At 71.7% G+C, this 25,700-nt stretch carries 32 protein-coding genes and 1 pseudogene; 11 read left to right on the top strand and 22 right to left on the bottom strand.

Going from position 1 to position 25,700, the window contains the following annotated elements; translation table 11 throughout:
* Nucleotides 1-170: 170 nt before the first annotated feature.
* The 3 genes from AC6F7H_RS29235 to AC6F7H_RS29225 form a co-directional block, all read right to left on the bottom strand.
* Entirely contained in the window at nt 171-599 is a 429-nt protein-coding gene (locus AC6F7H_RS29235) for an OsmC family protein (protein ID WP_109376322.1), read from the bottom strand.
* Between the two features lie 154 nt (nt 600-753).
* Nucleotides 754-2,790, bottom strand: a complete 2,037-nt coding sequence (locus tag AC6F7H_RS29230; protein WP_500762119.1) for a phage holin family protein — start codon at nt 2,788-2,790, stop codon at nt 754-756.
* A gap of 197 nt (nt 2,791-2,987) precedes the next feature.
* Nucleotides 2,988-3,389, bottom strand: coding sequence for a hypothetical protein (locus tag AC6F7H_RS29225; protein WP_500760263.1), 402 nt, complete (start codon nt 3,387-3,389; stop codon nt 2,988-2,990).
* A gap of 81 nt (nt 3,390-3,470) precedes the next feature.
* On the opposite strand from AC6F7H_RS29225, the gene AC6F7H_RS29220 reads away from it, so the two are divergent.
* Nucleotides 3,471-4,244 (top strand): MBL fold metallo-hydrolase, encoded by a 774-nt coding sequence (locus AC6F7H_RS29220; protein WP_109376319.1) that lies wholly within the window; start codon nt 3,471-3,473, stop codon nt 4,242-4,244.
* A gap of 92 nt (nt 4,245-4,336) precedes the next feature.
* Nucleotides 4,337-4,942 carry a DedA family protein gene (locus tag AC6F7H_RS29215; RefSeq protein ID WP_500762117.1) on the top strand — a complete coding sequence of 202 codons (606 nt, stop codon included), beginning with the start codon at nt 4,337-4,339 and terminating at the stop codon, nt 4,940-4,942.
* 43 nt (nt 4,943-4,985) lie between these two features.
* Here the strand turns inward: AC6F7H_RS29215 and AC6F7H_RS29210 are convergent, their stop codons facing one another.
* The 3 genes from AC6F7H_RS29210 to AC6F7H_RS29200 all read right to left on the bottom strand — a co-directional run bounded on the left by AC6F7H_RS29210 (nt 4,986) and on the right by AC6F7H_RS29200 (nt 7,450).
* Complete coding sequence (locus AC6F7H_RS29210; protein WP_500760260.1) at nt 4,986-6,218, bottom strand: aminotransferase class I/II-fold pyridoxal phosphate-dependent enzyme; 1,233 nt, start codon at nt 6,216-6,218, stop codon at nt 4,986-4,988.
* Nucleotides 6,219-6,326: 108 nt separating this feature from the next.
* Complete coding sequence (locus AC6F7H_RS29205) at nt 6,327-7,112, bottom strand: hypothetical protein (RefSeq protein ID WP_500760257.1); 786 nt, start codon at nt 7,110-7,112, stop codon at nt 6,327-6,329.
* 185 nt (nt 7,113-7,297) lie between these two features.
* Nucleotides 7,298-7,450, bottom strand: a complete 153-nt coding sequence (locus tag AC6F7H_RS29200) for a hypothetical protein (protein WP_181383325.1) — start codon at nt 7,448-7,450, stop codon at nt 7,298-7,300.
* A 171-nt stretch (nt 7,451-7,621) separates the two neighbouring features.
* Here AC6F7H_RS29200 and AC6F7H_RS29195 point away from each other — a divergent pair, with 171 nt between their 5' ends.
* Together AC6F7H_RS29195 and AC6F7H_RS29190 are read left to right on the top strand one after the other, a co-directional pair.
* Nucleotides 7,622-8,014, top strand: coding sequence for a DUF2795 domain-containing protein (locus tag AC6F7H_RS29195; protein ID WP_500760254.1), 393 nt, complete (start codon nt 7,622-7,624; stop codon nt 8,012-8,014).
* A gap of 73 nt (nt 8,015-8,087) precedes the next feature.
* Nucleotides 8,088-8,630 carry a type 1 glutamine amidotransferase domain-containing protein gene (locus AC6F7H_RS29190; RefSeq protein ID WP_363036861.1) on the top strand — a complete coding sequence of 181 codons (543 nt, stop codon included), beginning with the start codon at nt 8,088-8,090 and terminating at the stop codon, nt 8,628-8,630.
* 57 nt (nt 8,631-8,687) lie between these two features.
* On the opposite strand, the gene AC6F7H_RS29185 is transcribed toward AC6F7H_RS29190, so the two are convergent.
* Together AC6F7H_RS29185 and AC6F7H_RS29180 are read right to left on the bottom strand one after the other, a co-directional pair.
* Nucleotides 8,688-8,945, bottom strand: coding sequence for a DUF6158 family protein (locus AC6F7H_RS29185; protein WP_500762115.1), 258 nt, complete (start codon nt 8,943-8,945; stop codon nt 8,688-8,690).
* 145 nt (nt 8,946-9,090) lie between these two features.
* A complete protein-coding gene (locus AC6F7H_RS29180) occupies nt 9,091-10,710 on the bottom strand; it encodes an ABC-F family ATP-binding cassette domain-containing protein (protein WP_500760251.1) in 1,620 nt (539 codons plus the stop codon).
* Between the two features lie 147 nt (nt 10,711-10,857).
* On the opposite strand from AC6F7H_RS29180, the gene AC6F7H_RS29175 reads away from it, so the two are divergent.
* Together AC6F7H_RS29175 and AC6F7H_RS29170 are read left to right on the top strand one after the other, a co-directional pair.
* Nucleotides 10,858-11,679, top strand: a complete 822-nt coding sequence (locus AC6F7H_RS29175) for a methyltransferase domain-containing protein (protein WP_500760248.1) — start codon at nt 10,858-10,860, stop codon at nt 11,677-11,679.
* A gap of 42 nt (nt 11,680-11,721) precedes the next feature.
* Entirely contained in the window at nt 11,722-11,892 is a 171-nt protein-coding gene (locus AC6F7H_RS29170) for a hydrophobic protein (RefSeq protein ID WP_109376312.1), read from the top strand.
* A gap of 51 nt (nt 11,893-11,943) precedes the next feature.
* Here the strand turns inward: AC6F7H_RS29170 and AC6F7H_RS29165 are convergent, their stop codons facing one another.
* From AC6F7H_RS29165 to AC6F7H_RS29105, 13 genes are all read right to left on the bottom strand, one after another.
* Entirely contained in the window at nt 11,944-12,282 is a 339-nt protein-coding gene (locus AC6F7H_RS29165) for a gas vesicle protein K (RefSeq protein WP_500760245.1), read from the bottom strand.
* Nucleotides 12,279-12,467 (bottom strand): gas vesicle protein, encoded by a 189-nt coding sequence (locus AC6F7H_RS29160; protein ID WP_055570463.1) that lies wholly within the window; start codon nt 12,465-12,467, stop codon nt 12,279-12,281. The genes AC6F7H_RS29165 and AC6F7H_RS29160 overlap by 4 nt, the downstream gene beginning before the upstream one ends.
* Nucleotides 12,464-13,273 (bottom strand): GvpL/GvpF family gas vesicle protein, encoded by an 810-nt coding sequence (locus AC6F7H_RS29155; protein WP_500760242.1) that lies wholly within the window; start codon nt 13,271-13,273, stop codon nt 12,464-12,466. Before AC6F7H_RS29155 ends, AC6F7H_RS29160 begins: the two co-directional genes overlap by 4 nt.
* A complete protein-coding gene (locus tag AC6F7H_RS29150; protein ID WP_500760240.1) occupies nt 13,270-13,704 on the bottom strand; it encodes a gas vesicle protein in 435 nt (144 codons plus the stop codon). Before AC6F7H_RS29150 ends, AC6F7H_RS29155 begins: the two co-directional genes overlap by 4 nt.
* Nucleotides 13,701-14,837, bottom strand: coding sequence for an SRPBCC family protein (locus AC6F7H_RS29145; RefSeq protein WP_500760237.1), 1,137 nt, complete (start codon nt 14,835-14,837; stop codon nt 13,701-13,703). Before AC6F7H_RS29145 ends, AC6F7H_RS29150 begins: the two co-directional genes overlap by 4 nt.
* Nucleotides 14,834-15,451: a DNA primase gene (locus AC6F7H_RS29140; RefSeq protein WP_500760234.1), complete on the bottom strand. Its 618-nt coding sequence runs from the start codon at nt 15,449-15,451 to the stop codon at nt 14,834-14,836. Before AC6F7H_RS29140 ends, AC6F7H_RS29145 begins: the two co-directional genes overlap by 4 nt.
* Nucleotides 15,448-15,711: a gas vesicle protein GvpG gene (locus AC6F7H_RS29135; protein WP_500760231.1), complete on the bottom strand. Its 264-nt coding sequence runs from the start codon at nt 15,709-15,711 to the stop codon at nt 15,448-15,450. Before AC6F7H_RS29135 ends, AC6F7H_RS29140 begins: the two co-directional genes overlap by 4 nt.
* 4 nt (nt 15,712-15,715) lie before the next feature.
* Entirely contained in the window at nt 15,716-16,489 is a 774-nt protein-coding gene (locus tag AC6F7H_RS29130; RefSeq protein ID WP_500760229.1) for a GvpL/GvpF family gas vesicle protein, read from the bottom strand.
* A complete protein-coding gene (locus AC6F7H_RS29125) occupies nt 16,486-16,917 on the bottom strand; it encodes a gas vesicle structural protein GvpA (protein WP_500760226.1) in 432 nt (143 codons plus the stop codon). Before AC6F7H_RS29125 ends, AC6F7H_RS29130 begins: the two co-directional genes overlap by 4 nt.
* A gap of 52 nt (nt 16,918-16,969) precedes the next feature.
* Nucleotides 16,970-17,341 carry a gas vesicle protein GvpO gene (locus AC6F7H_RS29120; protein WP_500760224.1) on the bottom strand — a complete coding sequence of 124 codons (372 nt, stop codon included), beginning with the start codon at nt 17,339-17,341 and terminating at the stop codon, nt 16,970-16,972.
* Nucleotides 17,342-17,445: 104 nt separating this feature from the next.
* The gene (ligD, locus tag AC6F7H_RS29115; protein WP_500760222.1) at nt 17,446-18,384 is read right to left on the bottom strand and encodes a non-homologous end-joining DNA ligase; all 939 of its coding nucleotides are present in this window, start codon (nt 18,382-18,384) and stop codon (nt 17,446-17,448) included.
* 28 nt (nt 18,385-18,412) lie between these two features.
* Complete coding sequence (locus AC6F7H_RS29110) at nt 18,413-20,260, bottom strand: transketolase (protein WP_500760220.1); 1,848 nt, start codon at nt 20,258-20,260, stop codon at nt 18,413-18,415.
* The gene (locus AC6F7H_RS29105) at nt 20,257-21,804 is read right to left on the bottom strand and encodes an NAD(P)/FAD-dependent oxidoreductase (RefSeq protein WP_500760217.1); all 1,548 of its coding nucleotides are present in this window, start codon (nt 21,802-21,804) and stop codon (nt 20,257-20,259) included. Before AC6F7H_RS29105 ends, AC6F7H_RS29110 begins: the two co-directional genes overlap by 4 nt.
* Before the next feature lie 309 nt (nt 21,805-22,113).
* Between AC6F7H_RS29105 and tnpA the strand changes: the two genes are divergently transcribed.
* The 5 genes and pseudogenes from tnpA to AC6F7H_RS29080 form a co-directional block, all read left to right on the top strand.
* On the top strand, nt 22,114-22,548 hold the full coding sequence (tnpA, locus tag AC6F7H_RS29100; RefSeq protein WP_500760214.1) for an IS200/IS605 family transposase: 435 nt from the start codon (nt 22,114-22,116) through the stop codon (nt 22,546-22,548).
* On the top strand, nt 22,545-23,753 hold the full coding sequence (locus AC6F7H_RS29095; RefSeq protein WP_500760211.1) for an RNA-guided endonuclease InsQ/TnpB family protein: 1,209 nt from the start codon (nt 22,545-22,547) through the stop codon (nt 23,751-23,753). Before tnpA ends, AC6F7H_RS29095 begins: the two co-directional genes overlap by 4 nt.
* A gap of 31 nt (nt 23,754-23,784) precedes the next feature.
* On the top strand, nt 23,785-24,147 hold the full coding sequence (locus AC6F7H_RS29090; RefSeq protein ID WP_500760209.1) for a VOC family protein: 363 nt from the start codon (nt 23,785-23,787) through the stop codon (nt 24,145-24,147).
* Between the two features lie 77 nt (nt 24,148-24,224).
* Complete coding sequence (locus AC6F7H_RS29085; protein WP_500760206.1) at nt 24,225-24,770, top strand: GNAT family N-acetyltransferase; 546 nt, start codon at nt 24,225-24,227, stop codon at nt 24,768-24,770.
* 10 nt (nt 24,771-24,780) lie between these two features.
* Nucleotides 24,781-25,092, top strand: a pseudogene (locus tag AC6F7H_RS29080) (transposase); the annotation flags it as partial.
* 4 nt (nt 25,093-25,096) lie between these two features.
* Here the strand turns inward: AC6F7H_RS29080 and AC6F7H_RS29075 are convergent.
* Nucleotides 25,097-25,648 (bottom strand): GNAT family N-acetyltransferase, encoded by a 552-nt coding sequence (locus AC6F7H_RS29075; protein WP_500760203.1) that lies wholly within the window; start codon nt 25,646-25,648, stop codon nt 25,097-25,099.
* Nucleotides 25,649-25,700 lie beyond the last annotated feature (52 nt).

The raw sequence follows: 25,700 nt of genomic DNA, 5'->3' as shown, positions 1-25,700 counted from the left end.
CCCCTTCCGCCAGGGCACACCTCTTCGGGCCTCAAGACTTCCAGCACAAAACTTGAGCGGGCTGTTGTCAATAGTTTACGTGGGCTGTTTGTCAACCGCTCGTTCAGGCGGCCACACGGCGCAGGCCGCCCCGACGGGGCGGCCTGCGGGTGTGCTGCGGGGACGGCGGGTCAGGAGAGCTTCGCCGTCAGCGTGATCTCGGTGCCCTTCAGCGCCTGGCTGACCGGGCAGTTGACCTTGGCGTCCTCGGCCGCGGACTGGAAGGCCGCCTCGTCCAGGCCGGGGACGGTGGCCTCGACGGTGAGGTGGATCCCGGTGATGCCCTCGCCGGGCACGAAGGTGACGTCGGCGGAGGTCACCAGGCGGGTCGGCGGGTTGCCGGCCTTGTCGAGGATGTTGGAGAAGGCCATCGAGTAGCAGCTGGAGTGCGCGGCGGCGATCAGCTCCTCGGGGCTGGTCCTGCCGTTCGCCTCCTCCGCTCGCGACGCCCAGGTGACCGGCTGCTCACCGATGCTGCCGGAGGAGTCGAAGGTGACGACCCCGCTGCCCTTGAAGAGGTTGCCTTCCCAAACGGTGTGTGCGGAGCGCGTGGCTGCCATGACGCATCCTTTCGAAAATGTCCGGCCGTGTGTCCGGTCCGTACTCTGTCCGGGGCCGCCCGGGTCACCGGGATTCCCGACCCCATCCGATCACACTACGGCTCGACTCACCCGCAGGACCGGCCCCTCACCCGGAAGACCGGCCCTCCCCGGTTCAGGCCGCGCGTTCCTGGCCGGGACGGGTCGGACGGGCGAAGTCGCCGGACTCGGCCAGCCAGCGGCGCAGTACCCGGTGGACGTGTTCGGCACCGACGAGTTCGGTTCCGTCGGCGACCGGCGGGGACAACGTGACCGGGGACAGCAGGAAGGGGTGGGACTGGGCGCCGCCGAGGCCTCCGTGGGAGCCGATCTGCTCCTCGAAGGCGTGGACCTCCCCGGTGACGGGGTCGTGGAAGGAGTTGACCATGATGTCGGCGGTGTGCGGGAAGGAGTGGGTACGGCGTATGACGTCGGCGGCGCCCGGCCCGAACGCGGCCAGGGGCCCGGGATCGTCGTCGAGTGCGTCGAGTGCGTCGAGTGCGTCGAGGGGGATCTCCGCGCCGTGCGCGCCGAGGACGACACCGCCGTGCCGTTCGCTGCGCACCAGCAGGAAGCCGATGCCGGGGTGGTTGGCGAGGGTCGGCAGCAGTGCCGGATGGCGGGCGTCGATCTCCTCCTTGCTCATCCGGTGCGGCACGTCCGGGAAGGAGACCAGGCCGAGGTTGCCGGAGGCCAGCACGACGGGCTCGGAGCCGCGCGGGGGACGGTACTGCTCGACGCCCTCCTCGACCGGCCGGTGCAGTGCCGCCCGGACCGCCGCGCGGGCCTCGGCGCCGCTGCGGGTGCGCCGCGCGCGGCGCGGTACGGGCAGTCCGCACCCGGCCCGGACCAGGTCGCCGAGGGTGAGGCCGTAGCGGGCGCGGAAGGTCTCGCCGGGGCTCTGGCCGTGGTCGGAGAGGACGACGATCCGGTACGGACGGGGGGCGTGCTCGGCGACGTGCTCGATCAGGGCGAGGGAGCGGTCGAGGCGTTTCAGGACCTTCTCGGCGTCCCGGCTCGCGGGGCCGGAGTGGTGGGCCACCTCGTCGTAGGCGACCAGGTCGGCGTAGACGGAGGTGCGGCCGGCCAGCAGGTCGCCCATGACGGCGGCGACGACCACGTCCCGCTGGACGACGGTCGCGAAGGCCCGCACGAACGGGTAGAGCCCGCCGCGGGACACGCGGGGGAGCTGCTTGGCCCACCGGGCCCGGGTGGACTGGGCGATCTCGCGGACCACCTCGGCACCGAAGGACAGGGCGGTGCGCACGGCGTTGGCCGGGTCGGAGAAGTAGGCGAAGTAGCCCGAGCGGGAGCGGTTCTCCCGGGTGCGGCGGCGCGCGGTGATGGACAGCACCAGGGCCTGTTCGCCGGCGCCGCCGCTGAACAGGTTGCCGCGGCTCGCGCCGTCGGCGGCCAGCAGCCCGGCATGGCCGACGTGGCGGGCGGCCCGCCGCTGCAGCTCCACGGCGCTGGTGGGCCGGTTGCAGACCATCACCTCCCGGCGGTCCTTCTCGTACCAGCGGAAGGCGGGGACGTCGTGGTTGCTGCCGTGCAGGATGCCGAGCTGACTGGCGCCGGTCTGGCTGGACCAGTCGGTGTGCCAGGAGGTGAGGCGGTGGGAGGGGGGACGAACGTCGTCGGCGCCGAGCCAGCGGGCGACGGTCGGCATCAGACCCCGGTCGACCGCGTGCAGCAGGACGTCGTGGCCGACGCCGTCCAGTTGCAGGAAGACGGTGCCGTGGGTGGCCGGGACGGACGGTGCGGATCCGCGGCGGCGGTAGGCGAGCCGGTAGAGGCGGCGGCGGTAGGCGTCGTCGTCGCGCACGGCGAGGGCGGCTCCGGTGGCGGAGGCGACGGCGGACATCACGGCGGCGACCACGACCGCGGTCTCCCACGCGGCGGTCCCGCGTTCGATCGGGTTGAGCCGCAGCGCCAGCAGCAGCAGCGCGCCGTTGAGGAAGAACACCAGCAGGCCGAGGACGAGTGCCGGTACGAGCAGCAGCAGCCGCACCAGCAGCGGCCACACCAGCGCCGAGAGCAGACCGAAGGCACCGGCGCCGAGCGCGGCGGTGACCGCGATGTCGGTGGCGCTGTCGCCGTCGGCGGAGCGCAGCCGGAAGTCGGGGAGGATGCCGGCGAGCACCAGCATGGTGAGGGTGGCGACCGCCCACACGGTGACGCTCCGCCCGATCTGACTGGCGATCCGTCGCCACCGCACGCCACCCACGCCCAGTCCACCTCACGTCCCGGCTCGTCGCCGCCACCAGCCAGGACGGCCCGCGAACCGGCCCCTGCCCGTACCCACCCTGCCACAACGCCCGGAAGTGCCGATTCGTCCCCGATGGGCCCGGGAAAAGGGCCGGAGGCGGCTCAGCGGCCGTCGTAGCCGGCCGTCGGCATGGACAGGCGGCGGTGCACCCGGGCCCTCATCGCGGCGTCGTACGACGGTTCGGCGTGGCCGACGGTCTCCACCCGTACCCCGCGCCGCGCGCATTCGGCGGTGAACTCCTCGACGGAGGCCAGGGCGCTCTCCAGCACCCGGCGGCTGGGCGACACGAACAGATCGGCGCCCGGCCGTACGCCGTCCCACAGAAGGCTGTGGTCGCAGCGCAGTCCCCGCACCAGCAGCTCCCGGGTCACCACGTAGCCGCGTTCGCGGGCCCAGTGGGCGCACATCTCGTGCTGGCTGCGGGAGTCCACGAGGAAGGGGTCGGCGTCCAGTTCCGCCAGCGGTGTCAGACTCGCGATCGCCGTCACCCGCACCGCCCCCATGGCGCCCCCTCACCTCCGGACTGCGTCGCCGACCCTACTCCTGCGCGTAGGCTTCGGGGAGTCGCGGAGGGAGGCGAAGAGGTGCCGGTGGAGATCACCTGGTGGGGGCACGCCACCTGCACGGTCGAGGACTCGCACACCCGCGTGCTCACCGATCCCCTGTTCGCCCGCCGCCTCGCGCATCTGCGGCGGCGGCGCGGTGCCGTGCCACCGCCGGGCGCCCGGCACGCGGACGTGGCGCTGGTCTCCCATCTGCACGCCGATCATCTGCATCTGCCCTCGCTGGCGCTGCTCGCCCCGGGCACGCGCCTGCTCGTGCCCCGGGGCGCACGCCGTGCGGTGCCGGGGCTGCGCCGGCTCACACACCTCGAGGTGAGCGAGGTGGCACCCGGCGACGTGCTGACGGTCGGCGGCCTGGCCGTACGGGCCGTGACCGCCCGGCACGACGGGCGGCGGCTGCCGCTCGGACCGCACCGCTCCCCCGCGCTCGGCTACGTCGTGGAGGGCGAGGCGCGCACGTACTTCGCGGGCGACACCGGCCTGTTCGACACGATGGCCAAGGAGGTCGGGCCGGTCGACGTGGCACTGCTGCCGGTGGGCGGCTGGGGCCCGTACCTCGGTGAGGGGCACCTGGACGCGGCGCGCGCGGCCGAGGCGCTGGCCCGGCTCGAGGCGCGCAGCGCGGTGCCGGTGCACTACGGCACGTACTGGCCGATCGGCATGGACGCCGTGCGTCCGCACGAGTTCCACTCGCCGGGCGACGAATTCGTACGACGGGCGGCCCAGCAGGCACCCGGGGTGCCGGTGCACCGGCTGGGGCACGGGGAGAGGGTGCGTCTGGGAGGCCCGCGGTGATTCTGCCCGCCGCCCTGATACAGGCGGCCGGTGCGCCCGTGTCGGCCCTGGCCTCGTTGGCCGCCCTGGTCGCCCCTGTCGCCCCTGTCTCGGTGTTCGCCGCGCCGACGACCGTGGTTCCGGAGTCCACCCAGCAGGCGATCGGGTATCCCTCGCTGTTCCTGCTGGTGCTGATCGGGGCGCTGGTGCCGGTGGTGCCGACGGGGGTGCTCGTGAGTTCGGCGTCGGTGGTCGCCTTCCACCGGATGGCGCCGCTCTCGATGGTGCTGGTGTTCGCGACGGCGTCCCTGGCCGCGTTCCTCGGGGACGTCGCCCTGTACTGGCTGGGGCGGCGCGGGATGCGGTCGCGGAACGGTTCGCGCTGGCTGGAGGCGATCCGGGCGCGGGCGCCGGAGGACCGGCTGGCGCAGGCACAGACCAAGCTCGCCGAGCACGACGTGACGGTGCTGGTGCTGTCCCGGCTGATTCCGGCGGGGCGCCTTCCGGTGATGCTGGCCTGCCTGATCGCCGAGTGGCCCTTGCGCCGCTTCGTCCGCGGCAACCTGCCGGCCTGCCTGGCCTGGGCGTTGACGTACCAGTTGATCGGCGTCCTCGGCGGCTCGCTGTTCGAGGAGCCCTGGCAGGGCGTGCTCGCGGCGGTCGTCCTGACCGTCCTGATCAGCGCGGCTCCGGGCCTGTGGCGGCACCTGCGGGGCTGATCACCACCGGCCGGAGCCTCCCGGGGCCCGCGGGGAGGGGCTCTTATCGCTGGGCTTCGTCGCGGAGGTCGTCGAAGACCGTCCTCAGGTGGTCCACCGCACGTCGCACGTGCGGAAGTTCCAGCGGCTCGGACGCGGCGAGGCATTCCGCTCGCCGCTCGGCGGTGTCGCCGAGCAGGGGCGCGGTGGACAGCCGTACGCGCGGCGCCTCGAGGTCGTCGCCGAAGCGGTGGCCGCCCGGCGCGGGCATGCCGAGCCGCCCGGTGAGGAAGTCCTCCAGTTCCTGGGCGTCGCCGACACCGTGCGCGGTGAGTGCGGGGGCCAGCGGCGTGAGGTCGACGTAGAGGTGCCGTCCGGCCTGCGGGGGGCGGGCCAGGGCTCCCGCGGCGACGACCGCGTCCCGCGCGACGGCGGCCACGCGGGCGTGCAGGCGTACGGCGGCGGCCGTCCGCGCGGTGACCGGTTCCGGCTCGGTCAGCGCGTAGGCCACCGCGACGGCGACCGGGGCGGCCACCCGCGCGTCGAGCGCGGTCAGTACGTCGAGCACGCGCGCGTGGAGCGCGCCACCGTCCGCGCCCGCCGGGAAGCGGCCGATCGCGGCGGGCCAGCCGGACGGGAGCAGGGCGCCCGCCAGGTCGGTGACCACGGTGACGTGTTCGGGCAGCATCTCGGCGGGGCTGAGCAGCACGGTCTCGCGCGGTGCGTGCAGGGTGTCCCGCCAGGTCTCGTCGCTGACCAGGTACAGCCCCTCGGCGACGGCGGCCTCGATGGTCTCGTACAGCAGTTCGGGCGGGGCGACGGTGGCGGTGGGGTCGTCGGCGACGGAGAGCACCAGCAGACGCGGGTCACCGCCCTCGGCGCGCACCCGTCGCACGGTCTCCAGCAGGGCGTACGGATCGGGGACGCCGCCGCTCTCGGGGGGCGTCGGCACGTAGAAGGCGGGGCGGCCGAGCAGCCGGGCCTCGGGGGCCCACCAGGCGGCGCAGGGCCGGGGTACCAGTACGTCCCCGCCGACGGCCGCGGTGAGCGCCATGAGGAGGGCGGGCGCGCCGGGGGCGACGGCCACCCGGTCGGGGGCGGCGGGCAGACCGCGCCGGTCGCCGTGGCCGCACGCGGCGTCCAGCAGGGCGGGGCCGCCGCCGACCGGCTCGGCCTGCGCGCGGGACGCGGCGGCGGCGAGGACGGCGGAGAGTTCGGGCAGGACGGGCAGCCCGTCCTCGGGCAGTGCCGGTCCGAAGCGGACAGGGCCGTGCCCTCCGGGGTCCGTCCGCCGCATACGCACCTCCGCGCAGTGTCTGGTGCCCCGGCGCGCCCACGGGGTCACCCGAGTCGGTCACCCTGGTCAGTACCCACGGTGCCACTCCGCTCGGGCGACCGCGGAACATCAGCGGCCCGTACGCGCGGTCCTGTCGCGGTACAGCCGGTGGGCGGCGGCGCCGAACGCGCCCGCGATCAGCAGGCCGCCCGCGGCCAGGGCGGGGACGGAGTCGTTGAACCCGCCGCCCGTGCCGGCGTGGACACCGCCCGGGACCGCCGTGCCGTCGCAGTCGGCGCGCTCGCGTTCGGGGCAGCGCGAGGAGGGGGGCGAGGGCGAGGGAGAGGGAGAGGTTGTGCCGGAACCGCCGGGGTGGCGGGCGACGGTGAAGGAAGCGCTCCACGGTTTGCCCTTCTTCCCTGGCGCGGCAGGACAGGTGCCCTCGACGGTCCGCGCGGAGTCCTCGCCGGCGGGGTCTGCCTCGGAAACCGCGGAGAGCGGATCGATGTCGTAGAGCGGGTCGGCCTCGTCCAGGGGGTCGGTCTCCTCCGAAGGGCCGGTCTTCCCCGGCGGATCGGGTTCGTCGAACGGGTCGCCGCCCGGGCCCCCGGCACCCCCGGCACCCCGGATGTTCGCGGTGCCCCGGTAGGCCGGGCCGGACTCCTCCTCGCCGGAGCCGGCCACCTTCTTCAGTTCGACGACGCCCTTGTCGAAGGCTTCCGAGGTCGCCTCGATGGTCTCCGGCGGGCGGCCGTCGACCGGATCGCAGAGGACCGAGACGGTGACGGTGCCGCCCGGGGCCGGCCTGCCCGGACTGACCTCGGCGGACGGATCCGCGAACGCAGCCGGTGCGAGCGCGCCGAGCACGGTGCCGGTGACGGCGGCGAGAGACAGGGCGCGGGCGGTGCGGGACATGGTGCGGGCTCCTTCGGGCGACGGACGGGGCACGGTGGTCCCGTTCGCAGAAGTCGCGCCCCGCACCCATCCCAGCCCGTCGGCCGCGGCACCGCGCGCGGCCGGCCGCCATTGGTGGGGCGGGCACATCCGAGTGGGTGAAAGGCCGGGCACCCTGCGCGCCCCGGGCCCGGCCGGTCGATCGGTCAACGACTGCCGGCAACGCCCCTGTCGTGAGGCGCGGGGAGACCGTCCGGATCCTGTTCCTGCATGCCGGGCAGCACGAGGTCCTCGTAGCGGCCCAGCATCAGCAGTACGCCGAGCATGAGTATCGGAATGAGCACGGCAAGCACCGCCATGGCCGGTCCTTTCGCAGGAGGCGCGGGGGGTGGGGGACCGGGTCTCCCGTCGTTCATGGGCCAAACCCGGCGGTGCCCGGCACACGACGGTGACGATCCGCCCGCCGAACCCCGTGTCGGTGTCCGCCGGCCGGGTACGCGGTGCACACCCCGAGCCATCTGGAGAGAGACATGCAGCGAGGCAGTGACCGGCTGAGCGTTCACCGCGACGACGAGATGAAGCACGAACTGCAGGGTCTGCTCAGGTCAGGGCACCCCACCCGGACCGAGGAGTGGAACGACCCGGAGCCGTTCGCCGAGGACGACCCCGCGGTCGCGCACGGCCCGGTGACGCCGAACCGCGGGCCGACGTCACTGGAGTCGGTGCGGCTGGAGCTGGCCAGGATCCTGAGCCGGGGGTCGTTCCCCGCCGGCCCGCGCGAGCTGATGCGCACCCTGGACCGGCGACACGCGCCCGACACCCTCGTCGAGGCGCTGGGCCGGCTGCCGCGACAGGCGCGCTACAACAACGTCCAGGAGCTGGCCGAGGCGCTGACGCGGTCCCGGGAAGCGGTCAACCCGTAGCCGGTCGATCCGGATGAACCCGACCATGAACCCGAACGTCCTGCACGCATTGCACGAAAGGACATAGTCCCCCATGCGTATCGCATTCCTCGTCGCGCCCGAAGGCGTCGAGCAGGTCGAGCTGACCGAGCCGTGGGAGGCGGCCGTCGGCGCCGGTCACGAACCCGTGCTCGTGTCGACCCGCCCGGGCGAGATCCAGGCGTTCAACCACCTCGACAAGGCGGACACCTTCCCGGTGCAGGAGGTCGTCGGCGACACGTCCGCCGACTCCTTCGGCGGGCTGGTGCTGCCGGGCGGGGTGGCCAATCCGGACCTGCTGCGCACGGACGAGAAGGCCGTGGCGTTCGTCCGGGACTTCTTCGAACAGGGGCGGCCCGTCGCCGCAATCTGTCACGCGCCCTGGACCCTCATCGAGGCGGACGTGGTCCGCGGGAGGGAGCTGACCAGCTGGCCGAGCCTGCGGACCGACCTCCGTAACGCCGGCGCCACCTGGGTCGACGAGCAGGTGAAGATCTGCGACCACGAGTCCGCCAAGCTGGTCACCAGCCGCAAGCCGGACGACCTCAAGGCGTTCTGTGAGACGTATCTGGAGGTGTTCGCCGCGGAAGCGGCCTGAACGACCTGCACGAGCCGGGACCCGCGCCCCGCGGGTCCCGGCTCTTCGTCGGGTCCGTCAGGTGCCCGGGTTCGCGGGTGTCGCCCTGTCCGCGCCGTTCCGCTCCCGGGCCCCTTCGCGGGTGCGGCCCGCCGCGACCGGGCGGTGCGGATTGCGGCGGAGGTACTCGCCCTCCAGCTGCGCCATACGGTCGTTGTGGGCCCGCAGTGCGTCGTTGGAGCCGTACAGCAGCGTGTCGTGACGCGTGCGGTGGATGTTCTCCAGCTCCTTCATGAGCTGCTGATCGTCCAGGCGGTTCGGCTCGACTCCGGTCATCGTGATGCCCCGCTCGTCGTAGGCGTACCTGCGGTCCGGATACCCGCCCGGGGAGGCCACGGGTCCCGCGTCCCTGCACCCACTCTACGAACATCCCGGTCCACGAACATCCCGGCCCCGGGCCTCCGGGTACGGCGGCGGGCCGCTACCGGGCCCGTTCCACGCGGCGCTCGTCCCACACGGGTTCCGGGGCCTCCCGGACTCTGCCGTCGCTGCCGAAGACCAGGTAGCGGTCGAAGGAGCGGGCGAACCAGCGGTCGTGCGTGACGGCCAGCACCGTGCCCTCGAACGCCTCCAGGCCCTCCTGCAACGCCTCCGCCGACTCCAGGTCCAGGTTGTCGGTCGGCTCGTCGAGCAGCAGCGCCGTGACGCCCTGGAGTTCCAGCAGCAGGATCTGGAACCGGGCCTGCTGGCCGCCGGAGAGCCGCTCGAAGGTCTGCTCGGCCTGTCCGGTCAGTTCGTAGCGGCGCAGCCGGGACATGGCGGCGCCCCGGTCCTGGGCGTGCTCCTTCCACAGGATGTCCAGGAGTGTGCGGCCCTCCAGCTCGGGGTGTGCGTGGGTCTGCGCGAAGTGTCCGGGGACGACCCGGGCGCCGAGCCGCCAGTCGCCCGTGTGCGTCACGTCGTCACCGGCGAGCAGACGCAGGAAGTGCGACTTGCCGGAGCCGTTGGAGCCGAGGACGGCGACCCGCTCGCCGTAGAAGACCTCCAGGTCGAACGGTTTCATCAGGCCGGTGAGTTCGAGCTGCTCGCAGGTGACCGCGCGCACTCCGGTACGGCCGCCCTTCAGGCGCATCCTGATGTCCTGCTCGCGCGGCGGCTCCGGCGGCGGTCCGGCCTCCTCGAACTTGCGCAGCCGGGTCTGGGCGGCCTGGTAGCGGGAGGCCATGTCGGGGCTGTTCGCCGCCGCCTGGCGCAGGTTGATGACGAGCTTCTTGAGCTGGGCGTGCTTCTCGTCCCAGCGTCTGCGCAACTCCTCGAAGCGGGCGAAGCGTTCACGGCGTGCGTCGTGGTACGTGGCGAAGCCGCCTCCGTGCACCCAGGCGTCGGCACCGGCGGGGCTCGGTTCGAGCGAGACGATGCGCCGGGCGGCGCGGGCGAGGAGTTCGCGGTCGTGGGAGACGAACAGGACGGTCTTGCGGGTCTCCTCCAGCCGCTCCTCCAGCCAGCGCTTGCCGGGCACGTCGAGGTAGTTGTCGGGCTCGTCGAGCAGCAGCACCTGGTCGGTGCCACGCAGCAGCGCCTCGAGCACCAGGCGCTTCTGCTCGCCCCCGGAGAGGGTGCGGACCTGGCGCCACTGCGCCTTCTCGTACGGGATGCCGAGTGCGGCCGTCGTGCACATGTCCCACAGCGTCTCGGCCTCGTAGCCGCGCGCCTCGGCCCAGTCCGCGAGGGCCTGCGCGTAGCCCAGCTGGGCGGCCTCGTCGTCGACCGTCATGATGCCGTGCTCGGCCCGGTCGACCGCCCGGGCCGCTTCCCGGATGCGGGGCGCGGCAACGGAGACGAGCAGGTCGCGCACGGTCGTCTCGTCCCGTACGGAGCCGACGAACTGGCGCATGACGCCGAGGCCGCCGGTGACGGTGACGGACCCGCCGTGCGGCTTCAGCTCGCCGGCGAGGAGGCGGAGCAAAGTCGTCTTGCCCGCCCCGTTGGGGCCCACCAGGGCCATGACCGCGCCCTCGCCCACCCGGAAGGACACATCGCCCAGGAGGGCCCTCCCGTCGGGGAGGTAGTACTCCAGATGTGCTGCTTCCAGATGGCCCATGGCGGGGATTGTGCGGGGTCGTCGGCGCAGGTGGCAAACGGGTTTTCCACGCGATGTTATCCAGCATGCGATACGCAGGTCTCATCATACGGCCGGAGCGCGTAGCGTGAAGGGCCTCCTACGGACAGCGGAAGGGGTGGGCCGGGCATGCCGGAAACGCGGGAGACCGCCGTCTACACCCATGGGCACCACGAGTCGGTACTGCGGTCGCACACGTGGCGGACCGCCGAGAACTCGGCGGGGTACCTCCTCGGGGTGCTCGAGCCGCACATGCGGATCCTGGACATCGGGTGCGGGCCCGGAACCATCACCGCCGACCTGGCGGCGCTGGTCCCGGACGGGCACGTCACCGGTCTCGACCGGGAGCCGGGGATCCTCGAACAGGCCCGGACGGTGGCCGGTGAACGGGGACTGACGAACACCACCTTCGCGACGGGCGACGTGCACGCGCTGGACTTCCCGGACGACACCTTCTGCGTCGTCCACGCCCACCAGGTGCTCCAGCACGTGGGGGATCCGGTGCAAGCGCTGCGCGAGATGAGGCGGGTGACCAGGCCCGGCGGGTTCGTCGCCGTCCGGGACGCGGACTACGCGGCGATGACCTGGTACCCCCTCTCCCCGGGCATGGACGACTGGCTGGACCTGTACCGGCGGGTGGCCCGGGCCAACGGCGGCGAACCGGATGCCGGCCGGCGTCTGAAGTCCTGGGCGCTGACGGCCGGGTTCACGGACATCACCGCGACCTCGGCCACCTGGACCTACTCGACCGCCGAGGAGCGGGCCTGGTGGAGCGCCCTGTGGGCGGACCGCACGGTGGCGTCGGGCTACGCCGAGCGGGTCACCGGGCAGGGCCACGCCACCGACGGACAACTGCGGGCCGTAGCGGCGGCATGGCGGGAGTGGGGCACGCGGGAGGACGGATGGTTCAGCGTGCTGCACGGAGAAATTCTCTGCCGCAAGGAAGCCTGAAACGAGAATTCCGGGCAACCAGAACGGCAGGAGGTTGACACTATGGTTCCCATTCTGCTCGTTCTGCTTCTGGCCTTGATTCTTTTCGGCGCCGGTTTCGCAGTAAAGGTGCTCTGGTGGATCGCTTTGGCGGTTCTCGTCGTGTGGCTGCTGGGATTCTTCATGCGCAGCACATCGGCGAGCGGCGGCAGGGGCCGCTGGTACAAGTGGTGAGACGGCAGACGGCCCGGTGACGGAAACCTCCGTCACCGGGCGGCCGGGGGCTCAGTCCCGCGGCAGCAGCGGTCCGAGCGGCCCGAGGTCCAGATTCAGGTCCTCGGGCCGCAGTCCGTATCGGTCACGCAGTTCCGTCATCCGCTCCTCGAGCAGCATCAGGGTGAGTCCGATGCGCTCCTCCTGCTCCTCCGTCAGGTCTCCCTCGTCGAACCGGCGCACCGCCTGGCGCTCCATGAGCTGGCGCAGCAGTTCCACGACGGTGAGCACCAGTTTGACCAGGTCGCGTTCGACCGTGTCCGGCTCCAGGTCGAGCCGGTTGCGTCGGCCGCGCCCCGCGCGCCGGCCTTCGTGCGGCTCGCCGTGACGGTCGTCGGGGGTGGCCGTCAACGCGACTCCTCGAAGGGCGACGGGACGTTCGCGTTCACCGAGCTGATGAGCGCGTTGAGGTCGATACGGACCAGGTCGACGTCCGCGATGCGCAGCGTGATGTCGCCGGTGATGACGACTCCGCCGGCCAGGAGCCGGTCGAGCAGATCCACCAGGGCTATCTCCCGGCGCTCGACTACGGTCATGCCTCCTCCCCCGCGGTGGATCCCTCTCCGGCGGATTCCTCTCCGGCGGGTTCTTCCCCGGCGAACGAATAGGCCGCCCAGGGGCCGGTGAGTTCGACGCGTATCCCGGGCGTCCCGTCCTTCGTCCGTTCCACCCGTTCCACGAACTTCTCGGATTCCGCTCGCGGTACGAGGTAAGCCGCGTTCAGCACATTGCGGCCCGACGCACCGGAGAGCGTGGGATTCTGCGGGGCGTGCAGCCGGGAATCCTCGGCGCAGCCGGAAAGCGTCTCGTGCAGCCGGGTCGAAAAGGCCTCAGCCTGTTGCCACAGATCGTCGTGCGATTTCGTCGCCATGCGCCGTTGACGCAGGTAGTCCCGGCCCGACGTGGGTTTTCGCGCCGGCGGGGCGGCGGTGTCCGCCGGCCGTTCCGCCTCGATGAAGACCTTCACGCCCCACTCCACCCGGCCGTCCAACCGTCCCAGTGTCCGCAGGAAGTCCTCCTCGCGCGCCTCCATCATCGTCCGTACGCCGCTGTCGTCACGGAACACGGTGCCGAGCCGCAGCGGCAGCGGCGTGGTGACGGTGGTGAGCGCGTCGATGACGCCCTGGTGGGCGCGGGCGACCGTGGTCAGCCAGTCGAGGTCCTCCAGATGCTCGCGGAAGGGCTCCTCGGCGAAGTCCGCCTCCGGCACATGGCTGACGACGGCCACCAGGTCGTGATGGGTCAGCAGCCGGGGCGGATCCCCCGCCACTCCGGTCAGCTGTGCCTGGAGCGGTGTGCCGAAGGGACGGCATATGGCGTAGACGTACCGCAGTCCGGTCACGGGGCCTCCTCCTGCGGCCGGTCGGTCTCCCGGTGACGGTCGCTCTCCTGCGGACGGCCGGCCTCCCGCTGGCGGCCGGTCTCCAGCGAACGGCCCGTCTCCTGCGAACGACCGGTCTCCAGCGGACGGTCACCCTCCAGTGCGGCCAGCCGCTCACGCAGTTCGGCGTTCTCCCTGGCCAGTTCGGAGCGACGGGCGCGGGAGGACAGCGCCGGGTCGGTCTCCCACCAGTCGATCCCCATCTCCTTCGCCTTGTCGACGGAGGCGATGACGAGCCGCAGCTTGATGGTGAGCAGTTCGATGTCGAGCAGGTTGATGCGGATGTCGCCCGCGATGACGATGCCCTTGTCGAGCACCCGCTCAAGGATGTCGGCGAGATTGGCGCCGCCGCCCTGGCCATAGGGCTCGGGGAGCCGGCGGGGTGTCGTCATCGGCGGCTCCCGTCCTGGGCGTACTCAGGCTCGTCCTCAGGCTCGTACTCGCCCTCGCCCTCTTCCTCCTCCTCTTCCTCGTACTCGCCCTCTTCCTCGCCCTCTTCCTCTTCCTCGCCCTCTTCCTCTTCCTCTTCCTCGGCCGGTTCCTCGGCCGCTTCGTCGTACTCGGCGTCCTCGTCGCCCTCGGTGTCGTACTCGGCCTCCGGCTCCTCGTCCCCGGGCGGCGCCTGTTCCTCCTCCTCCTCGGCGACGGCGTCCTCGTGGCTGCGGACGACCTCACCGTCCTGGATCTCGCCGCGCCAGCCCTCCTCGGCCTCACCCTTGAACGTGATGAAGCGGGCGAAGTTCTTGAGGTCGAGCCGGGCCCGGCGGCCCTGCGCGCGCCAGATGTTGCCGGTCTTCTCGAAGAAACCCACGGGGTAGTACTCGATGATCAGCAGGACCCGGGTGAGTTTGTCGCCGAGGGGGTGGAAGGAGACGACGCCCTTCGTCGTGCCCTTGGCCCCCTCGGAGGACCAGGCGATGCGGTCGTCGGCGACCTGCTCGGTGGTCTGCGCCTTCCAGCTGCGGTTGGACCACAGAACTTTGAGCTGCCAGTCCGAGGTGGTGTCGTCGGACTTGTGGGCGCTCTTGACGCCCTTGGCGAAGGTGCTGAAGTCCTGGTACTGCGTCCACTGGTCGTAGGCCGTGCGCAGCGGGACGCCGACATCGATGTGCTCCATGATGACGGTGGGCTTCTTGCCCGCGGAGCGCTTGCGCTTGCCCTTGCCGCCGCCGCCCAGCCCCTTCAGGGCGCCCATCACGTTGTCTTTGGCCCGCGAGGCCCCCAGTTCGATGGCGCTGCGCAGAGGGCCCTTGCCCTCGGCGAGTTTGCGTCCGCCGTCGAGTGCGAGCTTGGCGAAACCCGGGCTGTTGCCCTCGGCGATGTCGGTGAGTTTGCCGGTCGTCTCGCCCAGCTTGCGGCCGACACCGGTCAGCAGGCGGGTGGCCTGGGCCGCGAGGTAGTCCTGCAGCTCCGCCTTGAGGCGGTCGGCGGCCTCACTGTGGGCCAGGTCGGCAAGCGGGTTCTTCGTGCCCTCGCCCACTTTGTCACGCGCGGCGGAGGTGGCCGATCCGAGTGTCTCGGTCATCGCTCACCGCCTCCCTTCGAGGTGCGCGTGCCCCGGGACGAGGTCGTCCGCGCGGCCGCAGTCTTCTTGCCAGCCGTCTTCTTCGCCGGAGCGGCCTTCCTGGCCGGCGCCTTCTTCGCGGATGCCTTCTTGGCGGCCTCCTTCGACGGAGCCCTCTTCGACGAGGCCTTCTTCGCCGGCCGCTCGGGTGCCGGTTCCGGCTCCTCGTCCGGTTCCTCGTCCGCGGCCTCCTCGCCGTCCAGGTCGTCCTCGGTTTCCTCTTCCTCGCCGTCCCCGGCCTCGCGGTCCGGGCGACCCGAACCGGCCAGCTGCTCGCGCATCTCGGTGGTACGACCGTGCAGCCTGTCGGCGAGGGAGTCGAGCTGCCGCTCGACGAGTGCCCCGGAAGCCGCCTTGCCGGCACCTCGCAGATCGCCGCGCAGCTGATCCCCGAGCTCCTTGAACTGCGGGTTTTTCTGCAGCTGCGTGGAGACCAGGTCCGTGATCATCCGCGGCCCGAGGTTCAGCTTCTTGCCGGCCACCAGCCCGCCGACGGCGACCGCCATCTTCAGCTTCTTCGTCCGTCCGAGGAGGTATCCGGCCCCTATCGCAAGGCCGAGTGCTGTTCGATTCATTGTGGTGCCGTCCCGTCCCCTGTGGCGCCGGTGTTCATCGCGGTCTCCAATCGGTCGAGGAGTTCGTCCTCCTGCCGGTCGAACTCCTCCTCGGTGATCTCTCCGGCCTCCAGCTGCTCCTCGAGCCGCGCCAGTTCGGCACGGATCGCGGCGGGGTCGTAGTAGATGCGCTCCGCCTCGCGCAGCACCTGCTGGATGACCCATCCGCTGCCGCGCGCCGGGGCCAGCGGCAGCAGCAGCACTTCCGAGATCAGGCCCATGTCGTCACCCCATTCCGGCGTCCGCCCCACCCGCCGTGGCGCCCGCCGGTTCGGCCGGGCCGGGCTCCACGAAGCTGTACGGGGGCAGCGGGCCGTTGAGCCGCACCTCCAGGTGCGGCATGTCCTCGCGGACGCGGTCCACGGCGGCCATGAAGTCCCCGGCCGCGTCGCGCGGCACCAGGAAGGAGACGTTGGCCAGCCAGCCCGTGGACTCGGGACCCACGCTCACGGCGTCGGCCGCCCCTTCCAGGGCGCGCTGCACGGCGACGCCGTCCTCGGCCTCCTGGGCCCTGACCGCACCGGCGACCATCTCGCCGAGGCGGATCTTGTCGTCGTAACTTCCGCCGTCGGCCTGCCGGTTGGCCTCCGCGAGAGCGCGGATCTCCGGATTGCCGGCCATCACGTGGTGGAGTACGGCTTCCTCGTCATGATTGGCCTTGACGTTGTACTCGACCCGGCCGTCCAGCGCCCGCAGGCGCTCCTGGTAGTGCTCGGCACGCTCGGCGAGCACGGCGGTGACGGAGCCGTCGTCGGGGGCGACGCTGCCGAACCGCATCGGCAGCACACAGCCGGCCGCGCCGACCTCGGCGAGCACGTTCTGGTGGGCGAGCAGTTCCCTGCGTTTGGGGCGCAGGTCCTCGGGGGCGTCACTGACGACGGCCGCCAGCTCGCCCTCCTTCAGGATGCGCACCGGACGTGCCGGGTCGCCCACGCCGCTCAGGTGCTCGGGGAGGGGTGGGTACGAACTCGCCGTGATGCCGTAGACGTAGGTGCTCACTCCTGCTCCTCCCTCCGACGCGACGAGGTGCTCTTGCGGGCCCGCGGACGGGACTGGGTCTCACGCTCGGAACCCTCGTCGCGTGCCTGCTGGAAGGCGTCGGAGATGGTCTCGGCGGCGCCGGACAGCGCCCCCTTGGACTTGCCGCGGGCGCCGGACTCGGTGACCTGGCCGACGATGTCGGGCAGGCCTGGGCTCTTGCGGGGCCCGGCCTCCAGGTCGAGCCGGTTGCACGCCTCGGCGAAGCGCAGGTAGGTGTCGACGCTGGCGACGACGATGCGGACGTCGATCTTGAGTATCTCGATGCCGACCAGGGACACGCGCACGAACGCGTCGATGACGAGCCCCCTGTCCAGGACGAGCTCAAGCACGTCGTAGAGGCCGCTGCCGCCTCCGCCGCCGGACTGTTGTGTCGGTACGACTGTCATGCCGGCTGTTCCTCCCTTTCCGTGAGTGTGGGAGCGGGTCCGGGCGGGCGGCCTACCGGCCGCCGGACCTGCGCGCGTCGGACCGTCCTCGCTCGTAGCGGCGAACACGCCGGTAACCGATGAGCTGTCCGTCGGGATCGAGCTCCACCTGGTAACTCGCCATCAGGCTCATCGTGTCGGGTACGCGCTCGAGCTCGAGGACCTCGACCTCCAGCGCCCAGCCCTCCTCCGTCTGCTCGAAGGACGACACGGACTCGGCTTCCATACCGGTGAGCTCCGCCAGCTGTCCGCGCGCCTGGCGCAGTACCTCCATCGGGCCCGGCCGCTTGTTCGCTCTGGCGTTTTCCGTGGACTTGCGGGGTGCGTGAGCATCCCGTGGTTCCTGTGAACCCTTGGAGTCTCCGGTGTTTCTTGCGTTCGCCATGGGCACCTCCTCCTCCGTGTGGCCGTAAGTCCCTTCGTCAAACCTCCCGGGGCTCACCCGGTTGCCCCAGCCGCGCTCCGTGCCTGGTCGTCCGGCCGGGCCGGTCAGCCCCGCAGCGCGTCCAGCCGCCGGCGGGCCGGCCCCAGGGCGCGGCCCCGGCGCGGCAGTCCGGCCCAGGGGTCGGTCCGCAGCTGTTCGACGGCGTCGGCGACGGTCCAGCGGCGGGCGTGCAGCTCCGGGTCGTCCAGCTGGTCCCAGGAGACGGGGGCCGCCACGGGGGCGCCGGGCAGGGCCCGGACGGTGCCGGGCGCGACCGCGGTCTGTGCGTAGGCGTTGCGCTGCACGTCCAGGTAGAGCCGGTCGCCGCGCTCCTTCTTGCGCGCGGCGGTGGTGAGCCGGTCGGGGTGGGCGTCGGCGAGGATGTCGGCGACCTCGCGGGCGAAGGCGCGCACGTCGTCGAATACGTCGTCACCGTTGAGCGGCACGATCACATGCAGTCCCCGGGAGCCGGTGGTCATCAGTGCCGCGGGCAGCCTCAGCTCGCCCAGCAGTTCCCCCAGCAGCCGCGCCGCCTCCCGCACCGTCTCGAAATCGTCCTCGGCGGGGTCGAGGTCGAAGACCAGCCGGTCCGGACGGTTGATCCGGTCGATCGGGGCGGCGCGGGACAGCCAGCGGTGGAAGGTGACGCTCGCCTGGTCGACGAGGTACAGCAGGGTCGCCGTGTCGTCGCACACGGTGTGGCACACCGTGCCGCCCTCCTTGGCGACCTCGACGCGGGTGATCCATTCCGGGTAGCTCTCGGGGGTGTTCTTCTGCATGAACGTGGGCCCGTCGAGGCCGTCCGGGCGCCGGTCCAGCATCAGCGGGCGGCCTCGCAGGTGCGGCACCATAAACGGGGCGACGGCCCGGTGGTAGTCGACGAGGTCGCCCTTGGTGTACTCCTCGGCGCCCTCGCCGCCGGGGAGGATCACCTTCCCCGGCCGGCGGATCCGCACGGTGCGGCGGCCGGCCCGTACCGGCCGCGCCCCGTCGTCGTCGCTCACGACGTGATCTTCTCCTTCACCCCGTCGTTCACGGCACGATCGCCTCCTCCACCAGCAACCGCCCGGCCGCCACGATCGACTCGGCGTCGATGCCGGCGGCGTGCAACTGCTCCTCGGGGGAGGCCGACCCCGGCATGTCGCGGACGGCGAGCCGCACCAGGCGCGGGACGGGCCGCCCGTCGGCGAAGGCGTCGAGGACCGCGTCCCCGAGCCCGCCCTCCGGGTGGTGGTCCTCCACCGTCACCAGACAGCCGGTCTCCTCCGCCGCCCGGCGCAGCGTGTCCCGGTCGACGGGCTTGACCGAGTACAGGTCGATCACCCGTACCGCGATGCCCTCGCCCGCCAGGGCGTCCGCGGCGGTCAGGGCCTCGGGCACCGTGACGCCCGCCGCGAGCAGGGTCAGCCGGTCCCCGGCCGAGGAGCGCAGCACCTTGCTGCCGCCGACGGGGAACTCCTCGTCGGGGCCGTAGAGGACGGGGCCCTCGCCGCGCGAGGTGCGCAGGTAGCGGATGCCGTCGAGGTCCGCCATGGCGGTGACCAGGCGTGCGGTCTGGTTGGCGTCGCAGGGGTACAGCACGGTCGAGCCGTATATCGCCCGCATCATCGCCAGGTCCTCGAGACCCATCTGGCTGGGCCCGTCCTGGCCGATGGCGACACCCGCGTGCGAGCCGACCAGGTTGATGCCGGAACCGCTGATCGACGCCATGCGGATGAAGTCGTGAGCGCGGGTGAGGAAGGCGGCGAACGTGGTCGCGTACGGCACCCAGCCTCGTGTCGCCATGCCGACCGCCGCGGCGACCATCTGCTGCTCGGCGATGTAGCACTCCACGTAGCGTTCGGGGTGCTCCTTGGCGAAGAACTCCGCACGTGTGGAGTCTCCGACCTCGCCGTCCAGGGCCACGATGTCGCCGCGCACGGTACCGAGGGCGGCCAGCGCCTCACCGAAGGCGTTGCGCGTCGCCACCTCCTCGCCCTTGTCCCACCGGGGCGGTTCGGCCTGTCCGGTGTGTACGGCGTGCAGCGCGCGGGCGTCGGACGGCTCCCGCACCCTCAGGCGCAGGTCGCGCGGGCCGCCGAGTTCGGCGATCGCCTCGTCGGCCTCGGGCAGCGGTTTGCCGTGCAGGCCCTCGCGGTCCTGGACGGCCGCGACGCCCTTGCCCTTGAGGGTGCGGGCGAGGATCACGGTCGGCTGCCCCTTGGTGGAGGCCGCCTCGCCGTAGGCACGGTCGACGGCGTCGATGTCGTGGCCGTCCACCTCCACCGTGTGCCAGCCGAAGGCCGCGAAACGGCGGGCGTAGGCGTCGAGGTCGTGACCGTGCCGGGTGGGGCCGCGCTGGCCGAGCCGGTTGACGTCCACGACGGCGGTGAGGTTGTCGAGGTTCTCGTACCCGGCGTGCTCGGCGGCCTCCCACACGGAGCCCTCCGCCAGTTCGCTGTCCCCGCACAGCACCCACACCCGGTAGCCGGACCGGTCGAGCCGCTTCCCGGCCAGTGCGATGCCGACGCCGACCGGCAGTCCCTGGCCGAGCGACCCGGTGGCCGTCTCGACCCAGGGCAGCCGCCTGGGCGTGGGATGTCCTTCGAGGCGGCTGCCGAGCTTGCGGAAGGTGAGCAGTTCCTCGTCGTCGATGGCCCCGGCCGCCTTGAAGGCGGCGTACAGCAAGGGTGAGGCATGTCCCTTGGAGAGGACGAAACGGTCGTTGCCCGGGTGGTCGGGGTGGTCGAAGTCGTAGCGGAAGTGGCGCGCCAGCAGGACGGCCATCAGGTCGGCCGCGGACATCGAGGACGTGGGGTGCCCGGAGCCCGCGGCGGCTGCCGCGCGGACACTGTCCACTCGCAACTGCTGTCCGAGCTCGACGAGTTCACCGGTTTTCATGAGTCTCCTTCGGTCGGATCACAGGGATCGGCGGGGTCGGCCGGGCAGTCGGTGCGCTTGACGGGGCCGGGGGAGGCGTGGGAGCCGGTGGGCGGCCGGGGGCCGGGCCGGCTCTTCGCGGGATCGCCTTCGGGCCGACTCTTCGCGGGCTCACCTCCGGGTCGGCTCCTCGCCGCCTCCCCGCCCGGCTGGTTCCCGGCCGGCTCGGCGGTCTCGTCGCCGGACCGCTTCCGCCCCGGGCCGGACGGCACCCGGGCGAGTTCCGGGGACGCCGTGTCCAGCGGCACCGACCAGGACCGTACGAGCCCCAACTGCACCGCCTGACGCGGCAGTACGGCGTCCAGCAGCCAGTCGGCGGCGACGCGCACCCGGTTGCCGGGCATCGCCGCGAGGTGGTAGCCGCGGGCGACCGCTCCGGCCGCCGGTCCGGACAGATTGACGCCGAACGGGTTGGCCGCCCCCTTGACGCCGCCCAGGTCCACCACGAACCCCAGCTCGCGGTGGCGGTAGGCGCACGACTGGCCGTCACCGAGGGAGGCGGCGATGTTGTGCGCGCAGAGCTTGCCCTGCCGCCAGGCGTGCTGCGCGGTCATCGGGGTGTACTGGCCGGGCTTCTCCAGATCGGGCACCGCCGCCGCGTCACCACAGGCGAACACCTCGGGCCGCCCCGGCACCCGCAGGTGCGGGTCCACCAGCAGCCGCCCGCGTTCCATGGGCAGGCCCAGCGACTCGGCGAGCGGATCGGGCCGCACGCCCACGCACCACACCAGCGTCCTCGTGTCGACGAACTCGCCGTCGGTCAGCAGCACTCCGTCGTGCGTGGCCTCCTTCACGGAGGTCCCCATCCGCACGTCCACACCCCGTTCGCGCAGCACCCGGTCGGCGGTGGAGGAGAGCCGTTCGTCGAGTTCGGGCAGGACGCGGTCGGCGATGTCCAGCAGCAGCCAGCGCGGTCGCATGCCCGTCCGCATGGGGTGCCTGTGCACCTGCGCGTCGCTGAACAGCTTTCCGTGCGCGGCGACTTCGGTTCCGGTGTAACCGGCTCCGACCACGACGAAGGTGCACCGGGCGGCGCAGCTCGCGGGGTCGTCGGTGGCGGCCGCGAGTTCCAGCTGCCGGGTCACGTGGTCGCGCAGGTACAGCGCCTCGGGCAGACCGCGGAAGCCGTGGGCGTGCTCGGCGACGCCGGGGATCGGCAGCAGCTTGTTGACGCTGCCGGCGGCCAGCACCAGCCGGTCGTAGGAGAGGGTGCCGCGGTCCCCCTCGGGGTCGGTGTAGCGCACGGTCCGCTCGTCGAGGTCGATGCCGCCGACCTCACCCAGCACCAGTCGCACGTGCGGCAGCGTGCCGGAGAGGGAGACGGTGACGCGGCGCGGTTCCAGGATGCCGGCGGCGACCTGGGGCAGCAGGGGCAGGTACAGAAAGTAGTCGGTCGGATTCAGCAGGGTGATCTCGGCCCTTCCCCGGGCGAGCCGGGACAGGGTGCGAGCCGTGCGGTATCCGGCGAAGCCGGCACCGATGATCACGATGCGGGGTCGACTCACGGTTCGCCTCCAGCGCTGTCGTGGCGTGGCTCGGGAGACTTCCGCGTTTCCCTCGCCGCGGCCGCCAAACGTCCACCGGCCCGCGCCCCGCGCCCCCCGGCGCTTTCCGGCCCCGGAAGCCCGGCATGGTCCGGCCGGGAGGCCCTAGGCTCGCCCCATCAGGACCCAGCCAGGGGACGCCCCGCTTCAGCGGGGTGGGGAATGGCTTCTCTGGGCTGCTCTGACCCTCAACTGGGTGCACGGATCTGCACTGTTCACTTGCACCGTCTTTCTGCCGAACTAGACCTGCCGCGCGTGTATAGTTGTTACGTGGCCGTGACCAGGAAGGTTCGCCGATTCTCCGGCGGCGTGTACGACCTCGGGCTCCACGTGGTGTGGTGCCCGAAGTACCGCCGTCCGGTCCTGGGCGGCCGGGTCGCGGAGCGCCTGGATGAGCTGATCCGGGCCAAGGCGGACGAGCGCGGCTGGGAGATCAACGCCCTTGAGGTGATGCCCGACCACGTGCACCTGTTCGTCAAACACGATGCGAAGTCATCTGCCTCGTACGTCGCCAACCAGTTCAAGGGCTTCACTTCCCGCATGCTGCGCGATGAGTTCCCGCACCTGAGGTCGCGGATGCCCACGCTGTGGTCGTCGTCGTACTTCGCCGCCTCGGCCGGCGCGGTATCGGCAGCGGCAGTGGAGAGGTACATCAACACCCAGTGGGAACGTCCCCAAAAGGAGCGGGAGGGGGACGGCTCGTGATCCGCGCGTACAAGTTCCTCCTGCGGCCCACGGCCCGTCAGACGGTCGCGCTGGGCGAGATGCTGCAAGACCACTGCTCCCTCTACAACGGGGCCCTTCAAGAACGCCGCGACGCCTACCGGCACACTTCGAAGACGACCGTGCGCTACGGCGACCAGTCCGTACAGCTCAAGGACATCCGGGCCTTCGACCCCGAGCGCCAGGGCCGTTGGTCGTTCTCCTCCCAGCAGGCCACCCTGCGCCGCCTCGACAAGGCATTCCAGGCGTTCTTCCAGCGTGTCAAGGCAGGCCAGACACCCGGATACCCCAGGTTCAAGGGCTTCGGGCACTTCGACACCGTCACCTTCCCGAAAGACGGCGACGGCTGCCGATGGGACTCCACCCCGCACGATACGCAGACCCGCGTCCGCCTCCAGGGCATCGGCCACGTCCGCGTGCACCGGCACCGCCCGGTACGCGGCCGGGTCAAGACGATCAGCATCAAGCGGGAGGGAAGGCGCTGGTACGTCGTCCTTTCCTGTGACCAGGTGCCCGCCGAGCCACTGCCCGCCACGGGCAGCATCATCGGCATCGACATGGGCGTGACGCACTTCCTCACCACGTCCAACGGCGAGCACATCGCCAACCCGCGCTTCCTCAGCCAAGCAGCAGACGAACTGTCTGCCGCGCAGCAGCACCTTGCGACGTTCCCCCAGCGCACCCGCCGACGCACCAAGAAGCACCGTGCCGCCGCCCGGAAGGTCGCCGAGCTGCACGCAAAGATCCGCAGGCAGCGCCTGGACCACGCGCACAAGACCGCGCTCACCCTCGTCCGCGACCACGACATGATCGCCCACGAGAAACTGAACACAGCGGGCATGACCCGCGCCCCCAGACCCAAGCCCGACCCCGAGCAGCCAGGCTCTTTCCTTCCGAACGGCGCCGCCGCCAAAGCGGGCCTGAACCGAAGCATCCTCGACACGGGGTGGGGGGTGTTCCTCGTGATCCTCGCCCACAAGGCTGAAAGCGCCGGTCGGACCGTCATCGCCGTGGATCCCCGCAACACCTCCCGCACCTGCCCGTCCTGCGGGCACACCGCGAAGGAGAACCGCGCCACCCAGGCGAAGTTCGCATGCACGGCGTGCGGGTTCGCAGCGAACGCGGACCACGTCGGCGCGACGAACGTCCTCAACAGGGCCGGGCCGGTCCTCTGCGACGTGGCCTAGCCACGACCACAGGAAGCCCGCGCGTTTACGCGTGGGTGGAGTCACGGAGATACTGGGTGCCACGCTGCGTGTCTGCGTCGGCATCGAGACCGCGATCCCCTTCTACGAGCGGCTGGCGGGAGGCAAGGCGCTCCGCTTCGAGCGGGCCGGTGTCCACGTGGCAGCGGTCGGCTGTTTCCTGCTGATGAGCGGTCCCGCGGCCGAACTGGACGTGCTGCGCAAGGTGGCGGCGACCATCGCAGTGCAGGACGTCGAGGAGGCCGGTCGGGTACTCACGGAGATGGGCGCGGACATCGTCGCGGGCCCGCTCCTCACCCCGGTGGGCCGCAACCTCATCGCACGGCACCCGGACGGGGCGGTCTACGAGTACGCGGACCGCCGCGCCACCGTCTGAGCTTGTCGTTTGACGAAATGGGGCCCGGAGGTCGCTCCGGGCCTCGGCACATCCAGAGCTCTGGCGGTGCGGGAGTGGTGGAAGCGGCCGTCGTACTGATGAATCTGCGCCAGGATGAAGCGGTGGATGACATCACGTGCCGCCCCGTCCAGCCCCATGAGTTGGCCGCCGTCGCCGAGTTGCGGTGGCGCTGGGTGCAAGAGCTCTACGGAACCCCCGACACCACGCTGGACGAGTTCGTTCCCCGGTTCGTGACATGGGCCCGGGAGACCGAGTCCTCGCATCGGTGCATGGCGCTGGTCCGTGACGACGTTGTGATCGGCATGGCCTGGCTGGCGATCACGCAGCGTGTACCGCATCCGCTCGCGTTGGAGCGGATGTCGGGTGACGTGCAGTGCACGTACGTCATGCCCGATGAGCGCAACCGCGGTCTGGGCGGCAAGCTGATCGAGGCGGTCTTGGCGTGGGCGAGGGATCTCGGTCTTGAGCGGGTGACCGTTCACTCCAGTGATCAGGCGGTATCGGCGTACTCCCGTCATGGGTTCGAGGTCTCTCCGCGCCTGCTCCAGGTCGAGGTTGTGCAGGGCCGCGCGGGGGAGTCCTCTGACCGGTGGCCTGGGTGAGTTGCTGGCCATGTTGCCGCAGTTCCGGGCGGACTTCTGTGCGTGTCTCACGGGTCGCTCGGACGCGTTGTCCGAGCTGACAGACGCCCTCCTCTGCACGGAGGGCCCGGTCAAAACGCTGGTGGACCTTGCGCTCGCGCCAGAACACCGACGGGGTCACGGAGCCCTGTACGGAGGGCTGAACCAGGAGCGGATCGACTTCGGCCGACTCCGCCGGGCCCTGGCAGGCCTGCCGTTGCCGAGAGCGACGGACGGCAGGCTGGCCCTGGCCGTCGACGTGTCGCCTTGGCTGAGGCCGGACGCCGCGACATGCCCTGACCGTTGGGTCAGCGGGGGCTGCGCATCTCCTGGGTGAGCGCCCAGCGTTCGTGGTCGCGCCAGGCCCCGTCGATGAAGAGCATGTCCGGTGAGAAGCCCTCCAGGCGGAATCCGCAGCTGCGGGCCAGGGCGATGGAGGCGGCGTTGGCGGGCTGCACGTTGATCTCCAGGCGGTGCAGCCGCATCGGCCCGAACGCGTGCCGTACGACGAGCTCCAACCCTTCGCGCATCAGGCCGCGACCCGCCGCGTGCGCGAACGCGCCGTAGCCGAGGGCACCGCTCTGGAACGCGCCGTGGACGATGTTGTTGATGTTGATGAACCCGGCGATGGAGCCGTCGGCCTTCTCACAGACCAGGAAGCCGGCCTTGGCGGGGTCCCGGATCAGCTGCTCCGCGTAGGCGGAGTACGCCGCGGCGTGGTCCGGCGGGAACAGCCAGGGGCGGTGCAGGTCCTTGCTCTCCCGGGCGCGGGCGGTGAACTCCGCGCTGTCCGCGTGGGTGAAGTGCCGTATCCCCACGCGGGGGCCCTCGGCGAGGTGACGGGAGGCGGTGTGCGGCACGGTGCGACCCTACCCCGGGCATACCGGGGCCGCCGGGCAAGCCCGTACCGGT

It is taken from the genome of Streptomyces sp. MMS24-W38 (genome assembly GCF_059889265.1).
This window is presented reverse-complemented; position numbering and strand designations above follow the sequence as displayed.

Coding starts and splice junctions, on each gene's coding strand:
- AC6F7H_RS29235 (WP_109376322.1), bottom strand. CDS start 599: ATGGCAGCCACGCGCTCCGCACACACCGTTTGGGAAGGCAACCTCTTC.
- AC6F7H_RS29225 (WP_500760263.1), bottom strand. CDS start 3,389: ATGGGGGCGGTGCGGGTGACGGCGATCGCGAGTCTGACACCGCTGGCG.
- AC6F7H_RS29210 (WP_500760260.1), bottom strand. CDS start 6,218: ATGCGGCGGACGGACCCCGGAGGGCACGGCCCTGTCCGCTTCGGACCG.
- AC6F7H_RS29205 (WP_500760257.1), bottom strand. CDS start 7,112: ATGTCCCGCACCGCCCGCGCCCTGTCTCTCGCCGCCGTCACCGGCACC.
- AC6F7H_RS29200 (WP_181383325.1), bottom strand. CDS start 7,450: ATGGCGGTGCTTGCCGTGCTCATTCCGATACTCATGCTCGGCGTACTG.
- AC6F7H_RS29195 (WP_500760254.1), top strand. CDS start 7,622: ATGCAGCGAGGCAGTGACCGGCTGAGCGTTCACCGCGACGACGAGATG.
- AC6F7H_RS29190 (WP_363036861.1), top strand. CDS start 8,088: ATGCGTATCGCATTCCTCGTCGCGCCCGAAGGCGTCGAGCAGGTCGAG.
- AC6F7H_RS29185 (WP_500762115.1), bottom strand. CDS start 8,945: ATGACCGGAGTCGAGCCGAACCGCCTGGACGATCAGCAGCTCATGAAG.
- AC6F7H_RS29180 (WP_500760251.1), bottom strand. CDS start 10,710: ATGGGCCATCTGGAAGCAGCACATCTGGAGTACTACCTCCCCGACGGG.
- AC6F7H_RS29175 (WP_500760248.1), top strand. CDS start 10,858: ATGCCGGAAACGCGGGAGACCGCCGTCTACACCCATGGGCACCACGAG.
- AC6F7H_RS29170 (WP_109376312.1), top strand. CDS start 11,722: ATGGTTCCCATTCTGCTCGTTCTGCTTCTGGCCTTGATTCTTTTCGGC.
- AC6F7H_RS29160 (WP_055570463.1), bottom strand. CDS start 12,467: ATGACCGTAGTCGAGCGCCGGGAGATAGCCCTGGTGGATCTGCTCGAC.
- AC6F7H_RS29150 (WP_500760240.1), bottom strand. CDS start 13,704: ATGACGACACCCCGCCGGCTCCCCGAGCCCTATGGCCAGGGCGGCGGC.
- AC6F7H_RS29145 (WP_500760237.1), bottom strand. CDS start 14,837: ATGACCGAGACACTCGGATCGGCCACCTCCGCCGCGCGTGACAAAGTG.
- AC6F7H_RS29140 (WP_500760234.1), bottom strand. CDS start 15,451: ATGAATCGAACAGCACTCGGCCTTGCGATAGGGGCCGGATACCTCCTC.
- AC6F7H_RS29135 (WP_500760231.1), bottom strand. CDS start 15,711: ATGGGCCTGATCTCGGAAGTGCTGCTGCTGCCGCTGGCCCCGGCGCGC.
- AC6F7H_RS29125 (WP_500760226.1), bottom strand. CDS start 16,917: ATGACAGTCGTACCGACACAACAGTCCGGCGGCGGAGGCGGCAGCGGC.
- AC6F7H_RS29120 (WP_500760224.1), bottom strand. CDS start 17,341: ATGGCGAACGCAAGAAACACCGGAGACTCCAAGGGTTCACAGGAACCA.
- AC6F7H_RS29110 (WP_500760220.1), bottom strand. CDS start 20,260: ATGAAAACCGGTGAACTCGTCGAGCTCGGACAGCAGTTGCGAGTGGAC.